The organism is Mesorhizobium sp. WSM4871 (assembly GCF_055811295.1).
This window is the reverse complement of sequence record NZ_JBVVPU010000003.1, coordinates 339,110-354,478: the sequence shown is the minus strand read 5'-3', so window position 1 is coordinate 354,478 and position 15,369 is coordinate 339,110. Positions and strand designations below refer to the sequence as shown.

Annotated in this window: 13 protein-coding genes; 7 read left to right on the top strand and 6 right to left on the bottom strand. The window is 64.5% G+C overall.

Going from position 1 to position 15,369, the window contains the following annotated elements:
- Positions 1-17 precede the first annotated feature (17 nt).
- Positions 18-3,629: a bifunctional proline dehydrogenase/L-glutamate gamma-semialdehyde dehydrogenase PutA gene (putA, locus tag AC0L2H_RS08320; protein ID WP_473589772.1), complete on the bottom strand. Its 3,612-nt coding sequence runs from the start codon at positions 3,627-3,629 to the stop codon at positions 18-20.
- Positions 3,630-3,791: 162 nt separating this feature from the next.
- Between putA and AC0L2H_RS08315 the strand changes: the two genes are divergently transcribed.
- Complete coding sequence (locus tag AC0L2H_RS08315) at positions 3,792-4,244, top strand: Lrp/AsnC family transcriptional regulator (RefSeq protein ID WP_107650411.1); 453 nt, start codon at positions 3,792-3,794, stop codon at positions 4,242-4,244.
- Positions 4,245-4,474: 230 nt separating this feature from the next.
- The gene (locus tag AC0L2H_RS08310) at positions 4,475-4,762 is read left to right on the top strand and encodes a GIY-YIG nuclease family protein (RefSeq protein ID WP_473589771.1); all 288 of its coding nucleotides are present in this window, start codon (positions 4,475-4,477) and stop codon (positions 4,760-4,762) included.
- A 215-nt stretch (positions 4,763-4,977) separates the two neighbouring features.
- Here AC0L2H_RS08310 and AC0L2H_RS08305 read toward each other — a convergent pair whose 3' ends face one another.
- A complete protein-coding gene (locus AC0L2H_RS08305) occupies positions 4,978-6,141 on the bottom strand; it encodes a cytochrome-c peroxidase (protein WP_473589918.1) in 1,164 nt (387 codons plus the stop codon).
- A gap of 32 nt (positions 6,142-6,173) precedes the next feature.
- Positions 6,174-6,623 carry a FixH family protein gene (locus AC0L2H_RS08300; protein ID WP_473589770.1) on the bottom strand — a complete coding sequence of 150 codons (450 nt, stop codon included), beginning with the start codon at positions 6,621-6,623 and terminating at the stop codon, positions 6,174-6,176.
- A 193-nt stretch (positions 6,624-6,816) separates the two neighbouring features.
- On the opposite strand from AC0L2H_RS08300, the gene AC0L2H_RS08295 reads away from it, so the two are divergent.
- A complete protein-coding gene (locus AC0L2H_RS08295; protein WP_473589769.1) occupies positions 6,817-7,737 on the top strand; it encodes a sugar kinase in 921 nt (306 codons plus the stop codon).
- Positions 7,738-7,769: 32 nt separating this feature from the next.
- Here AC0L2H_RS08295 and AC0L2H_RS08290 read toward each other — a convergent pair whose 3' ends face one another.
- From AC0L2H_RS08290 to AC0L2H_RS08280, 3 genes are all read right to left on the bottom strand, one after another.
- Entirely contained in the window at positions 7,770-8,795 is a 1,026-nt protein-coding gene (locus AC0L2H_RS08290) for an aldose epimerase family protein (RefSeq protein WP_473589768.1), read from the bottom strand.
- Between the two features lie 119 nt (positions 8,796-8,914).
- A complete protein-coding gene (locus AC0L2H_RS08285) occupies positions 8,915-10,372 on the bottom strand; it encodes an NAD-dependent succinate-semialdehyde dehydrogenase (protein WP_473589767.1) in 1,458 nt (485 codons plus the stop codon).
- Positions 10,373-10,535: 163 nt separating this feature from the next.
- The gene (locus tag AC0L2H_RS08280) at positions 10,536-11,483 is read right to left on the bottom strand and encodes an AEC family transporter (protein ID WP_473589766.1); all 948 of its coding nucleotides are present in this window, start codon (positions 11,481-11,483) and stop codon (positions 10,536-10,538) included.
- A gap of 180 nt (positions 11,484-11,663) precedes the next feature.
- Here AC0L2H_RS08280 and AC0L2H_RS08275 point away from each other — a divergent pair, with 180 nt between their 5' ends.
- The 4 genes from AC0L2H_RS08275 to AC0L2H_RS08260 all read left to right on the top strand — a co-directional run bounded on the left by AC0L2H_RS08275 (position 11,664) and on the right by AC0L2H_RS08260 (position 15,333).
- Positions 11,664-12,212, top strand: a complete 549-nt coding sequence (locus tag AC0L2H_RS08275) for a histidine phosphatase family protein (RefSeq protein WP_473589765.1) — start codon at positions 11,664-11,666, stop codon at positions 12,210-12,212.
- A 237-nt stretch (positions 12,213-12,449) separates the two neighbouring features.
- Complete coding sequence (locus AC0L2H_RS08270) at positions 12,450-12,731, top strand: acyl carrier protein (RefSeq protein ID WP_006335407.1); 282 nt, start codon at positions 12,450-12,452, stop codon at positions 12,729-12,731.
- 118 nt (positions 12,732-12,849) lie between these two features.
- Positions 12,850-14,043, top strand: a complete 1,194-nt coding sequence (locus AC0L2H_RS08265; protein WP_473589764.1) for a beta-ketoacyl-ACP synthase — start codon at positions 12,850-12,852, stop codon at positions 14,041-14,043.
- Between the two features lie 18 nt (positions 14,044-14,061).
- Positions 14,062-15,333, top strand: coding sequence for a beta-ketoacyl-ACP synthase (locus AC0L2H_RS08260; RefSeq protein ID WP_473589763.1), 1,272 nt, complete (start codon positions 14,062-14,064; stop codon positions 15,331-15,333).
- Positions 15,334-15,369: the final 36 nt, after the last annotated feature.

The window sequence follows — 15,369 nt, the reverse complement described above, 5'->3', positions numbered from 1 at the left end:
CCAACAAGTGAAAAGCCTTACGCTGCCGCCAGCAGGCTGGCATTGCCGCCGGCGGCCGTGGTGTCGACGCAGACAGCCCTTTCATGAGCATAAGCCGCCGGGTTGAGCACTTCGCTGACCAGCGGCACGATCGGGCCGGAACGATCGGCGATGACTTTCCGCACGACGCGCGCGGCCTCGGGCGTGCCGGAAAAGGCAACGACGTCGACACGCAGCGAGCGTGCCTCGACCGGGTCGGGACGGCCGTCGATGGCGGCGAGTGGCAAGCCCTTGCCGGTCAGTGCCGACAGCGCCGCCGGAGCACCAGGCGCCACGGCAAGCACGGCATCGCCGGCCGCGAGCGCCTGAATGGTCTGCGCCAGCAGCGTGTCTTGATCCGGGCCTAGGCACAGCACCCTTCCGCGCGGCGACAGCGACAGCGTGTTGGCCTCGCCGGTCGGCCCCGGCAGGTCGACCTGGCCGAAATCGATGCTGGCGGCGGCACCGATCGCCGCCGCGCCCTTGCCGCGCAGATGTTTGCGCAGGATGGCGACGCGGTCGGGCCGTGTCGACCAGCCACCAAGCGCGGGGTCCGGCAGATTGTCGGCAAGTTCGGTCGCCGTCACCTTGCGGCCATCGGCGATATGCGTGCCGGCCTCGGGGCCCTTGCGAAAGCGCCGGAGATAATGCGGGCCGCCCGCCTTCGGCCCGGTGCCGGAAAGTCCTTCGCCGCCAAAGGGCTGCGAACCGACCACGGCGCCGATCTGGTTGCGATTGACGTAGATGTTGCCGGCATGGATGCCGTCGACGAAATGCTGGACGCGGCCCTCGATACGGGTGTGCAGGCCGAAGGTCAGGCCATAGCCCTTGCGGTTGATGGCGGCGATGACGGCATCGATCTTTTCGGCGTCGAAGCTGGCAACATGCAGCACCGGCCCGAACACCTCGCGCTCCATCTCCTCGATACCCTTGACCCGGAACACATGCGGCGCGACGAAGCGGCCGCTCTTCGGCGCTTCGAGCTTGGCGATCAGCCGGCCCTGCAGGCCCATCTTGGTGCAATAGTCGCGGATCGAGTCCTTAGCCTCGTCATCGATGACCGGGCCGACATCGGTGGAAATCCGCCAGGGATCGCCGATGCTGAGCGCTTCCATCGCCCCCTTCAGCATCTCCAGCATCTTCTTCTCGACGTCCTTCTGCACGTAAAGCACGCGCAGCGCCGAGCAGCGCTGGCCCGCACTCTGGAAAGCCGACGCCAGGATGTCGCGCACCGCCTGTTCGGGGAGTGCGGTGGAATCGACGATCATCGCGTTCAGCCCGCCGGTCTCGGCAATCAGCATCGCATCGGGCGCGGCGGTCTCGGCCAGTTGCTTCTCGATCAGTTTGGCGACCTCGGTCGAGCCGGTGAAGCAGACGCCGGCAATGCGCGGGTCGGCGGTCAGCGGTCCGCCGACCGACGGTCCATCGCCGGGCAGAAGCTGGATGACGTCTTCCGGCACGCCGGCCTCGCGCAGCATCTCGACGGCGCGGAAGGCGATCAGCGGCGTCTGTTCGGCCGGCTTGGCGATCACCGAATTGCCGGTCACCAGCGCAGCGGCGATCTGGCCGGTGAAGATGGCCAGCGGAAAATTCCACGGCGAGATGCAGACAATGGCCCCGCGCGCCTGTGTGCCCGCTTCGGCGTTGGCTGCTTCGGCTGCGTAGTAGCGCAGGAAGTCGACCGCTTCGCGCACTTCGGCAATGCCGTCGGCCAATGACTTGCCGGCCTCGCGCGTCGCCAGCGCAAAGAACTCGACCGCGTTGGCCTCGTAGAGATCGGCGGCCCGGTTGAGGATGGCCGCACGCTCGGCGACCGGACGTTTCGCCCAGGCCGGCTGCGCCTCGACCGCTATGCGCACGGCGGTCGCCACTTGCTTGGCGGCAGCCTCGCTGACCGTACCGACCACCTCGTCAGGCCTGGCCGGATTGACGATGGAGCGTTGCTTGCCGTAGCCGGCGGCGCGGGTGATCGGCTTGGCGTGCCAGCGATCCGGCCCGGCGAACCCCGCCCTGGCCTTGTCGATGGCGGCCAGCGTCACCGTATCGGTGATGTCGAAGCCCCTGGAATTGCGGCGTCCGGCGCCGAAGATCATCGCGGGACGCGCAATCGCTGGATTGGCGGCAGGGCCCTGTTTCTCCACCGTTTCGAGCGGGTCGCGGGCGATATCCTCCGGCTCGACCTCCTCGTCGGTGAGCTGATGGACGAAGGAGGAATTGGCACCGTTCTCCAAAAGCCGGCGCACCAGATAGGCCAGCAGATCGGAATGCGCGCCCACCGGCGCATAGATGCGGCAGCGCGTGCCCTCGGCCTGCCGCACCGTCTCGTGCAGCGCTTCGCCCATGCCGTGCAGCCGCTGGAACTCGAAGGAATCGCGGTTCTCGGCCATCGACAGGATGGCGGCCACGGTGTGGGCATTGTGGGTGGCGAATTGCGGATAGATGCGGTCGGTCATCGACAGCAGTTTTTTCGCGCAGGCAATGTAGGAGACATCGGTGTTGGCCTTGCGGGTGAAGACGGGATAACCGTCGAGTCCCAGCATCTGTGCCCGCTTGATCTCGGTGTCCCAATAGGCACCCTTGACCAGCCGCACCATGATGGTGCGGTCGTACTTCTTCGCCAATGCGTAGAGCCAATCGATGACGAAGGCCGCGCGCGGGCCATAGGCTTGGACGACGACGCCAAAGCCGTTCCAGCCGGCCAGCTCCGGCTCGGCCAGCACCCGCTCGATGACGTCGAGCGACAGGTCGAGGCGGTCGGCCTCCTCGGCGTCGATGTTGAGGCCCATGCGCGAATGGCGCGCCGCCAGCGCCAGCGACAAAAGCCGCTCCGCCATGACAGGCAGCATCTTTTCCTTCTGCGCCACCTCATAGCGCGGATGCAGCGCCGAAAGCTTGACCGAGATGCCGTGGTTCTGGCGGATGTCCGGCCCGTTGGCGCCGGCGTCTAGCGAGGAAATGGCGTCGGCATAGGCCTTGTGATAGCGCAGTGCGTCGGCCTCGGTGCGAGCCGCCTCGCCCAGCATGTCGAAGGAATAGAGATAGCCCTTCTGCGTCATCGGCCGACCGCGCTTGACGGCCTCGGCGATGGTGCGGCCGAGCACGAACTGCTCGCCCATTTCGCGCATGGCGGCCGCAACCGCCTTGCGGATGACCGGCTCGCCCAGACGGCGCACCATGGCCCGCAGCGTGCCCTCGATGCCGCCCTCGCCCTCGTCGAGCACGCGGCCCGTCAGCATCAGCGCCCAGGTCGAGGCATTGACGAAGATCGAGCTCGAACCGCCCGAATGCGCCGACCAGTCGTGCGGCGCGATCTTGTCGGCGATGAGATCGTCCATCGTCTCGGTGTCGGGCACCCGCAGCAGCGCCTCGGCGAGGCACATCAGCGCCACGCCCTCCTTTGTCGAGAGGCCGTAGGCGGAGAGAAAAACCTCCATCAGCCTGGGATCGGACGAGCCGCGCACCGCCCGCACCAGATCGGCGGCGCGGGCCGAGATCGCGTTGCGGTCCTTTGTCGACAGCCCCGTCGCCTCGGCCAGCCGTTTCACCGCCTGGTCTTCGTCTGGCAGATAATTGGCACGGATCTGCTGGCGGATGGGCTCGAGCGCTGGCATGGCGGTCCTATGAAGCGAGCATCAGGGAGCGGGCCGGCGATCACCGGACCGAATGGCGCAAGCTAGCACAAAGCCAAATTTCAGTCGTGCCAAAGAAACCGACATGATAGGTCGATTGACCTATCATATGGCCTGATTTCCCTCAATTGAACCACAAAATCGATGACAGAAGACCAATTGGACCGCATCGACAGGAACATCCTCTCGGCGTTGGCCCGCGATGGGCGGCTTTCCATGTCGGAGCTCGCCGCCAAGGTCGGCCTGTCGAAGACGCCGGTGCAGGCGCGGGTCAAGCGGCTGGAGAAGGACGGCTACATCAGGGGCTACCAGGCGATCATCGACCGCGAGCGCATGGGCGAAGGTCATGTCGCCTTCGTCCAGGTCAAACTGTCCGATACCCGTTCCGCCGCTCTCGACGCCTTCAACCGCGCCGTCCAGGCGGTGCCGGAGATCGAGCAGTGCCACATGATGGCGTCGAGCTTCGACTATCTCCTGAAAGTCCGCACCACCGACATCGCCGCCTATCGCCGCGTGCTCGGCGAGCGCATCTCCGCCCTGCCCCATGTCGCCCAGACCTCGACCTTCGTGGCGATGGAGACGGTGAAGGATCGGTAGCGCCTCTGTCGCAGAGGATTGGCTGATTGACTGAGCCCAATTGGCCTGCAGCCTCCAATCGCCAGCGCTGGCGATTGGCCAAATCCCACCACGCCTTCGTCATCCTGGGGCGAAGCAAGGAGCGAAGCGACGCGGCGCAGACCCCAGGATCCATGCCGTGACATCGGCCGAAGAATGCAACGGCCCAGAACGGCGCTTGCATCCGCAACGGCGCCAGCTACCCTTCAGCCATGACCGGCTATGCCTATATGACCGCAAGCCAGAAGCGCGGGACGATCTACATCAGCGTCACCAACGATCTCGGCCGTCGCCTGCCGGAGCACAAAACCGGCCAGGGCTCACGCTTCACCAGCCGCTACGGCGTGCAGCGGCTGGTCTGGTACGAGGAACATTTCGACATTCGTGACGCCATCCAGCGCGAGAAGTCGCTGAAGCGCTGGCCGCGCCAATGGAAGATCGACCTGATCGAAAAGACCAATCCGGAGTGGTTCGAGCTTTTTCGCGGGACGGGGTGGTAGCGCTCTGTTCTGGTCCGCAGGAGCACTGCTGCCAGGTAACGGCATGGATCCCAGGGTCTGAGCCGCGTCGCTTCGCTCCTTGCTCCGCCCTGGGATGACGAAAAGAGGGATGTCTCGACCAATTTCCAAGGTTTGCGATTTGCCGCTGAGGTTAGCCGCGGATGATCGACGCTTCAAAGCCAACTCGACCTCGCTTCGCAACGTCGCCGGCAAACTCACTCCGCCAGCGTCTTCAAAAACGCCACCAGCGCCGTGCGCTCGCGGTCCGAAAGTTGGAGCGGATGCAGCTCGGACACACCTTCGACACTTGCCGGCGCCCTGGAATAATGCGCCACCACCTCGTCGAGCGACGCGAACTGCCCGGCATGCATGTAGGGCGCACGGCTGGCCGCACCGCGCAATGACGGCGTCTTGTAGGCGCGGATGAGTTCCGGTCCGGCCTTGACCATGAAGCGCAGCTCGCCGCAGGCGCTGGCATCGCCGTCGCGAAAGGCGCCGAAACAGTTGAACGGGTCGGCCTCGACCTGGCGTACCGCATCCACGCGGCCGCGATCCGGCGGCAAACCCTTGACCGGCGGCACGCCGGTATTGTGGAAACTGTTGTCGGTGAAGCGCGGGCCGGTGTGGCATGTCACGCAATTCGCCTTGCCGACGAACAGCTTCAAACCAAGGACCTCCTCGGGCGAAAAGGCATCGTCGTCTTTTGGCTTGGCACCGGTGGCCAGATCGATGGCAAAGCGATCGAAGCGGGTCTGCGGCGGCGCGATCGACCGTTCGAAGGCGGCGATCGCCTTGCCGATATTGGCAAAGACGCGATTGACGTCCTCGGTCTGTTGATCGGACATGGCGCTCCACGCCGCCTTTTCGGCATCGGTGCCGAGCGGGCTGGCATTGGCCGGCACAGTGGATAGGTCGGGCAGCGGTCCGAAGATGCGTTCATAGCGCTCGCCAAAGCGCGCCTTGATGTAATGCGCGAAGGCGGCGCGGTTGCCGGCCTGTTCCAGCGGATTTTCCAGCGGCATCAGCGCCTGCGCCCAAAGGCTGTCGCGCCGCCCGTCCCAGAAGAACCAGGAATCATGCGCGACGCCGGCCAGCGGCATTGTGCGCCGGTTGGTGCGGCCGACACCGACCGCCTGCGGCAGGTCGTCCTGGAACTGCCGGTCGATCTTGTGGCAGGTCGAGCAGGAAACCATGCCATCGCCGCTCATCCCCGTGTCGAAGAACAGCGTCGAACCCAGAGCAGCCGCGGCCGGCACGTCGGCGAAGCGGTTGGTGGTGTCGGTCTTCAGCGGCGGCAAGGTGTTGAGCGCCAGCGAGGCGATGGTCTTCTTCTCGGCATCGGAGAATTCCGGCTTGCCGCAGCCGGCAAGCACGGTCATCGCCGTCAGCAGGAGAAGACGCGAAAACCAGCTCACAGCAGCACGTTGAAGACGACCGTGTCCGAACCGGCTGCCGCGGAAATGGCGAAATGCAACTGCCACAATCCGCTCATCGTGAATTTCAGCCCCTCGATGCGATAGCGCCCGTCGCCCAGATAGTCGGTCGCCTGCGGGCTGGTCGGCAGGCCGTGATTGTGCTGCGGCATGCCGCCAGAAACCGAGATCGCCGCCCCTTGCACAGGCGCGCCCGCAACTGTCTTCAGCGTCAGCAGCCAGGATTGCAGCTCGCCTTGGCGGATGACACCCTTTTCGGGCTCGAAACTTGCCACAAACAGCCCGTGCGCCGTCGTTTTCGAACGGGAAATGTCCGTCCCGGCAAGCTGAGGCGCATGCCGCGTCGTCAGGTAGACGACGGAAAGAATGCCAGCCAGCAAGGCAGCCAGACCGAGACCCGCCAGAACATAACGCCATATCAATGCCAAACCGGTTCCTTTTCAGCCATTAACGTCTTGGTGGGCAGGTAGCGTCCAGCCGCCTGCGGGAAAACGGTTCTGGTGCAAAAATCCGCCGTCGCCAAGCATGGCGCTGCCGGCTGCAAAAAGCTACAGCACCGGGTCTTTGGTTTATGCATGTCGTTACGCCTTTTTGGGGCGATACGCATCAGGAGGGAGATTCATGGCAGGAAACGGTGTCGTCTCGATCGGTGAGTGCATGATCGAACTTTCAGGCCAGGCGGGGCCGAACTGGCGCATGGGCTTTGCCGGCGACACCTTCAACACGCTGTGGGCGCTGCATGCGCTGAGCGGCGATCGCCCGGCAACCTATGTGTCGGCCTTCGGCGACGATCCGTTCTCGCAAGGCCAGATCACCTTCTTCGCCGAAAACGGCATCGGCATCGGCGGAAGTCCGGTCATACCGGGCGCTCGGCCCGGCCTCTATGCGATCACGCTGACCGGCGCGGAACGCTCCTTCACCTACTGGCGTGGCGACGCGGCCGCGCGGCAGCTCGCCTCCGATCCGGTCGCACTGGCAAAAAGCCTGGAAAACCAAGCGCTTGTCTACTTTTCCGGAATCACTTTGGCAATTCTGGACGATGCCGCGCGCAAGACGTTGCTGAAGGCCGTAGCCAAGGCGCGCGCGGCCGGTTCGCTTGTCGCCTTCGATCCCAACTACCGGCCGCGACTGTGGCGCAGCCGTGAGGAAGCGCAAGCCGCGATCCTTGATGCCCTTGCCGTCACCGACATCGCGCTGCCGACTTATCCCGACGAGCAGATGCTGTTTGGCGATGCAACGCCGCAAGCGACGGCGCAACGACTGGGAAAGCTGGTCGGCGAAGTCGTGGTCAAGAATGGTGAGGAACCGGCGCTGATTGCCGAAAACGACACCTTGCAATCCGTTCCGGCCGTGCATGTCGCCGCCCCGGTCGACACCACCGGCGCCGGCGATTCCTTCAATGGCGGCTATCTCGCCGCCCGGCTTGCCGGCCACGCCCCGGCAGCGGCGGCGCTGCGCGCCCACCGCGTCGCCGCCGCCGTCGTCCAGGTGCGCGGCGCGCTGGCGCCGTTCGAGACGCTCAGGAAAGCGTTCGACGATTAGGTCTGTCGAGATTCAAACCGCCGTTCGCAGATCTAAGGCAGCCGGAACCGGTACTCCGTGACCTGATGATAAATCTGGCCCGGCCACAGCGTCGCCTGCGGGAAATACGGCCGGTTCGGCGCGTCCGGCCAGACCTGCGCTTCCAGGCAGAAGCCTGAGAAAGCCTTGTAATGGCGTCCGTCCAGCCCTGAAGAAGACGGCTGCAGATACTGGCCCGAATAGAGCTGGAGACCCGGCTCCGTGGTCCACACTTCCATCTCGACGCCGGAACTCGCACCTTGCGCCCACGACGCCTGCTTGAGCGGCCCGCGCGTCGGAGCGAGGCAGAAATTGAGATCGTAGGCAAGCTGTTCGCCCTCGGTCTCCATGCGCAGCGGCCGCGCCTGGCGGAAGTCGAAGGGCGTGCCGTCGACGGGCTTGACCGCGCCGGTCGGGATCATCTCGCTGTCGACCGGCGTATAGGCGCCGGCATTCAGCATCAATCGGTGGTCGAGGATGTCGCCGGCGCCGCCATCGTCGAGGTTGAAATAGGAATGCTGGGCGAGATTGCAGAGCGTCGGCTCCTCGCAGGTCGCGGTCATCTCGATGCTCAGCGTGCCGGGGATCTTCAGCCGGTAGGTGCAAGTCACGTCGAGCGCGCCGGGAAAGCCCATCGTGCCGTCGGGATCATGCAGAGTAAGCGTGACGAAATCCCGGCCGTGCAGTGAAACGGTCCACGGCCGGTGGAAGAAACCTTCCGAGCCGCCATGCAGCGTATGCTTGTCGAGGAAATTGCGCTCGCCCTGGTAGCGCTTTCCGGCGATGGTGAAGCGGCCGTCGCGGATGCGGTTGGCAAAGCGCCCGACGACGGCGCCGAAGAAGGCCCTGTCGGTCTCATAGGGCTCGAAACGGTCATATCCCAGCACCAGCGGCGCGTCGTGCCCAGCCAGGCGCAGATCCTGGATGATGGCGCCGAGCCCGATGATGTTGGCGGTGAGGCCGCCGCCCCGAATGGTGAAGCGGCGGACCTGGTCGCCCGCCTGCGTCGTGCCGAAGACCTCGCCGTCCTTCATCGCCATGTCCGAAATGCCGGTTGGTTGATCGATGCCCGCCTGAGCTTCCGGGCTTGGTGGGGTCTGCTGTAATCAACAGACCCCCAAGATAGTCAGAGGCCCAAGATAATCAGGGGCCAAGAAAATCAGAGGCCGAGCCCACCGATGCAGACATATTTGGTGTCGAGATAGTCCTCGATGCCCTGATGTCCGCCTTCCTTGCCGAGGCCCGATTCCTTGACGCCGCCGAACGGCGCCTCCGGCGTGGTGATGAGGCCTTCATTGACCCCGACCATGCCATATTTCAGCCCTTCCATCACCCGGAAGGCGCGGCCGAGATCGCCCGTGTAGAAATAACAGGCCAGGCCGAAATCGGTGTCGTTGGCGAGCGCTACCACCTCGTCCTCGGTTTCGAACTTGAACACGGGGGCGACCGGACCAAAGATCTCTTCCTTCATGAACCGCATCTTCGGCGTCGCATTGGCGATCACCGTCGGCTGGAAGAACGAGCCGCCAAGCGCATGGCGCTTGCCGCCGGCGACGACCTTGCCGCCCTTGGCGGCGGCGTCGGCGATCAGCTCCTCGACCTTTTCGACCGCCTTCTCGTCGATCAACGGACCCTGCTGGACGCCCTCTTCAAGGCCGGAACCGACCTTCAGTCCGTTGCTGGCGGCGGCGAGCTTCTCGACGAACTTGTCATAGATCTTCGCCTGCACGAAGAAACGGTTGGTGCAGACGCAGGTCTGGCCGGAATTGCGGTACTTCGCGGTGATCGCGCCCGCAACGGCCCGGTCGATGTCGGCGTCGTCGAAGACGATGAACGGCGCATTGCCGCCCAGCTCCATCGACACTTTCTTGACGGTGACGGACGATTTCTGGATCAGGATCTTGCCGACCTCTGTCGAGCCGGTGAAGGTGATCTTCTTGACCAGCGGGTTGGCGCAGATCTCGTCGCCGATCTCGCCGGCGGCACCGGTAAGGATGTTGATGACACCCTTGGGGAAGCCGACTTCCTCGGCCAGCGCGCCCCAGGCGAGACCGGAATAGGGCGTCTGCGAAGCAGGCTTGACCACCGCGGTGCAGCCGGCGGCAAGCGCCGGGCCGAGCTTGCGGGCCAGCATCGAGGACGGGAAATTCCACGGCGTGATGGCGGCGATGACGCCGACCGGCTCCTTGGTCACCAGGATGCGGCGGTCCGCCCACGGCGAAGGCACCACATCGCCATAGGTGCGGCGGCCCTCTTCGGCGAACCACAATACGTAGGACGCGGCCGAGCCGATCTCGCCCTTGGACTCGAACAGCGACTTGCCCTGCTCGATGGTCAGGAGTTCGGCCAGCACGTCCTGATTGTCCATCATCGCGTCATGCAGCTTGCGCAGCAGCTTCGAGCGCTCGAGCGCGGTGGTCTTGCGCCACGTCTTGAAGGCTTCCTCGGCGGCTTCGATGGCGCGGCGGGTCTCCGCCTTGCCCGACTTCGGCACCGTGCCGATCTTCAGGCCCGTGGCCGGGTTGTTGACATCGACCGTCTGGCCGCTGTCGGCCTGCACCCATTCGCCGTTGATGAGATTGGCCTGGCGCATGAAATGGCTGGTTTTCTGAAGCATGGTCTAGCCTCCGTTCGGCGCACTGACGGGCCGGTCGCTGGATTTCCTCGGGTGAGCGTGCGCAATGGCGTGGATGCCCGGCACGCTGGAGCCACTGCTCTTTACCTAGGGCAAGCTCTGCAAGCAATCGCAAGATGGCATATAGGGTTTGGGCCAGTCAAAACTAGCCGAAAATCTGCACAACCACCGCCAGCCAGAAGGCGGTGGTGACGACCGCACAGGCGGTGGCGATGGTCATCTGGTTCGACGCCAACGCCTGGCCGGTGTTGAACTGCGAGGCAATCAGGTAGGAATTGACCCCGGACGGCAGTGCGGCCGCCACGACCGCCACCTTCGCCGACAGCGGCGGCAGGCCAACCAGCCAGACCAGGCCGAGCGCAACGGCGGGCATCAGGACCAGCTTCAGCGCCGACAGCGCCAGCGCCGGCCGCACGTTGCCGGAGATGCCGAAGCGGCACAGGCCAAGCCCCATGGCAAACAGCGCGACCGGTCCGGCGATGTCGGCCAGCGCGTCGACCAGCCGCACGGCCAGCGTCGGCAATGGCAGGCCGGTGAAACGCCACACCCATCCGGCCAGGATGCCGATGATCAGCGGATTGGAGAACATCTTGCGAAAGAAGCTTCGGATGATGCGCAGCGGATGCATCTGCTCGTCGCCGCGGCCGAAAATCTCAAACAGGATGATCGACGCCATGATCATCGTCGGCAGATGCACGGAAATCAGCAGCGACAGCACTTCGAATCCACTTGGCCCGAATGTGCCGAGGACGAACGGGATGCCGAGCAGGACCAGATTGGAAAAAGCCGACGACACGCCGCCGACGACGCCCGCGCGGGAGTCGCGCCCGAACCACCGCGTGATGACCAGATGGCCCGCGGTCCATGTGACCGCCGCCGCCGCGAAATAAGCTCCCCAGAACGGCCAGGGCGCGGAGCCATGGAAATCGGCGTTGACCATGGTGCGAAACAGAAGCAGCGGCATAGCCACCCCGACGGCGAATTCGGCGATCGCCTCGCCCGCCTCGGCCTTCAGATAGCCGGTGAGCCCGGCCAGATAGCCGAGCGCGACAAGGCCGAAGACAAAAAGGACGGTTTCGATGAGCGGAGACATTTTTCCCGTGATAGGCGAGCCGCGATTGCCGCGCAATCGCCCGCCCCAGGAAACGGTCCTCGATCTGGATAGCCAAGAAATGGGCTACCCTGCCGCTCGCTTGTCTTTCAGCCGGCTTTGCCATCCCTTATATGCCCGTCACCGGAACCCACCTCCGGCGACCCGTGAAAGGGACGTCCAATGCTTCGATTTGCCATGGCGCTGTTTCTGCTAGTCGTTTCCACCGCAGCCCATGCCACGGATGCCGGTTGGGCGCTGCTGCGCGACGGCGGCCATGTCGTGCTGCTTCGCCACGCGATGATCACCGGCACGACCGACCCAGCGAATTTCGACATCGAAAAATGCGCCACCCAGCTCAACCTGTCCGCCCGCGGCAAGCAGCAGGCCAGTAAGATCGGCGCGTTGTTCGGTGCTCGCGCCGCCCCCATCGAGCGCGTTCTGTCCAGCCGCTACTGCCGCTGCCTCGACACCGCCCGCATCGCTTTCGAGACGGAGCCCGAGCCCTTCGCGCCGCTCGACCTGCTGAAGACCGACCCGGACGAGAAAGCTGCCCAGCTTGCCGCGATCATGACCGAGATCCGCGGTTATTCCGGCTCCGACAATCTGGTCATGGTCACCCATCTGGAAGACATTATGGCGCTAACCGGCGTCTCTCCGCGCGAAGGCGAAGCCGTGGTGGTCGAGCCGCAGGGCGATGGCCTGCGCGTGCTTGGCCGCGTTACGTTCTGACAGGACCGCCATCTTTGCCGAACCTCGCAAAAATGCCACCGTCGGAGTTCGATGCTCTGGGAGCTGACGCCACGTCAAATGGAAGGGCCACCAGGCCATCCGGCGGCCCTTCTTGTCTTTTCCAGACCCGCATCCCATCCGCGCCCGGCGTATCAGGCCTTTTCCTGCCCTGAAAAACCGATTAGACAGCGCGCTGACCATGCGGACAGATTCCGCCCGCAACCGAAGGAAAAGCCCTTGTCCACCACGTTCGACAAAGTCGCCAAGATCATCGCCGACACCAGTGAGATCGATATCGACACGATCACCCCTGAAAGCCACACCATCGACGATCTCGGCATCGACAGCCTCGACTTCCTCGACATCGTCTTTGCCATCGACAAGGAATTCGGCATCAAGGTGCCGCTGGAAAAGTGGACGCAAGAAGTCAATGACGGCAAGGCCTCGACCGACGATTACTTCGTGATGAAGAATCTGTGCGCCAAGATCGACGCACTGGTCGCGGCCAAGAACGCCTGATGGAAGCAGGCCGCGTGACCTTGACGCGCTTGGCGCATGACCCCGAAAATCGGCATCGATTTTCGGATAGGGATCATGCGCAGAACAACAAGAAATCGCCTGACCCACAAAGCCGCGCATGAGCAGTCCCCACGACGTCGTCATCACTGGTATCGGCCTTGTTTCTTCGCAGGGAGAAGGTCCGGATGCGCACTGGCAAAAGCTCACCCAGCCGGGGCTCGAGCCGGTGCTCGATGCCTCGCGCTTCGCGCCCTACACCGTTCATCCGCTACCGGCGATCGACTGGAACCTGCAGATCGCCAAGCGCGGTGACCAGCGGCAGATGGAAACCTGGCAGCGGCTCGGCACCTACGCCGCAGGCCTGGCGCTGGACGATGCCGGCATCAAGGGCAATGACGAGCTCTGCACGACCATGGACATGGTGGTGGCGGCAGGCGGCGGCGAGCGCGACGAGGCGGTCGACGCCGCGATCCTCGCCGCTTCGGAAAGCCGCAACGACCGCGACGTGCTCCTCAACGAGAAGCTGACCACCGAATTGCGGCCGACGCTGTTCCTGGCGCAACTTTCCAATCTGCTCGCCGGCAACATCTCCATCGTCCACAAGGTGACGGGATCGTCGCGCACCTTCATGGGCGAGGAAGGTGCCGGCGTCGCCGCGGTCGAGACGGCCGCCGCCCGCATCCGCTCCGGCCAGTCGACGCATATTCTCGTCGGCGGCGCCTTCCAGACCGAACATTCCGACATGCTGCTCGGTTATGAGCTGGCCGGCTACCTGCATCGCGGCGCCTGGAAACCGGTCTGGCAAAGGCAGGGCGGCGAAGGCGGCGGCGTGGTGACCGGATCCGGCGGCGCATTCCTCGTTCTGGAGCAGCGCGAGCATGCGGTGAAGCGTGGACGCAAGATCTACGCGGAGCTCGGCCCGATCGTATCCGGACGCGCCAGGCGCCGGCGAGGCGAACTCGATGCCGAGATCGCCTCACTGCTCAAGCAGGCCGCATTGCCGAACGGTGAGCTGCTTGCGATTTCTGGGGCGTCGGGCGCCCACGCCGCGACCGCTGCCGAGAAATCGGCGCTCGATGCCAATCCGGCGATTGCCGCTCGCGCATTTTCGACGCTGACCGGCCACATGAAGGAAGCGCAGTTCCCCTTCGCCGTGGCTCTGGCGGCGCTCGCCGTCGAGCGCAAGGCGGCCTATCCCGTCTTTGACGCCGCCAACGAGAAGCCTTTCGGCGGTATTCCCAGGACCGTCCTTGCAACGGCGATCGGCTATCACCAATTCGAGGGCATGGCGCTGGTCAGCGCCGCCGATTAAACCGTCTCAGGAAAAAAGATGGCCAATCTGAAAGACCACATGGGCAGGCCAATCGTCGCCGTCACCGGCATCGGCGTGGTGACCTCGCTTGGCGTCGGCAAGACCGACAATTGGGCGGCACTTACCTCAGGAAAGTCCGGCATCCATCCGATCACCCGCTTTCCGGTCGATCACCTGAACACCCGCATTTCCGGCATGGTCGACTTTCTGGAATCAAGTTCGAAAGGCGCGAGCCTGCTCACCTACGAACTGGCCGAAACCGCGGCGCGGGAGGCCGTGGCCGAATCCGGCCTTGATTCCGGCGATTTCGGCGGACCGCTTTTTCTTGCCTCGCCGCCGGTCGAGCTCGACTGGAGCGAGCGCTTTTCGCTCTACAATTCCGACAGTGAGGATGCCGGCGCCGAACGGCTGCTGCGCGTGGCGCGGGGCCTGAAGGAACTCGACATCTTCGAGACCACCCAGTTCGGTTCGATCGCCGATCGCCTGGCCGACCGTTTCGGCACCCGTGGCTTGCCGATCACGCTGTCGACGGCATGTGCCTCCGGCGCCACCGCCATCCAGCTCGGCGTCGAGGCGATCCGCCGCGGCGAATGCGACAGGGCGTTGTCGATCGGCGCCGACGGATCGGCGACCGCCGAGGCGCTCATCCGTTTTTCGCTGCTGTCGGCGCTTTCCACCCACAACGACCTTCCCGAGAAGGCCTCGAAGCCCTTCTCCAAGGATCGCGACGGTTTTGTCCTCGCCGAAGGTTCCGGCGCGCTGGTGCTGGAATCGCTGGAGGCCGCACTTGCCCGTGGTGCGACCATTCTCGGCATCATGCGCGGCTGCGGCGAGAAGGCCGACGATTTCCATCGCACCCGCTCCAAGCCGGACGGTTCGCCGGCGATCGCCGCTGTGCGCGCTGCGCTCGCCGACGCCGGACTTGGCGAAGACGAGATCGACTATGTCAACGCGCATGGCACCTCGACACCGGAAAACGACAAGATGGAGCATCTGTCGCTGTCGACGGTGTTCGGCCAGCGGATCGGCTCGATGCCGATCTCGTCGAACAAGTCGATGATCGGCCACACACTGTCGGCGGCCGGCGCGGTCGAAGCGGCGTTTTCGCTGATGACCATGCGCGAAAGCGTCATTCCGCCGACCATCAACTACGACAATCCGGATCCGGCGATCGTGCTCGATGTGGTGCCGAACCAGAAGCGCAACGCCGAGGTCGGCACCGTTTTGTCCAATTCCTTCGGCTTCGGCGGCCAGAACACCTGCCTTGTCATGGCGCGGGAACCGGTCTAATGCATGTCGCCCAAAAGTACGAAGCGGTTTTGGGAC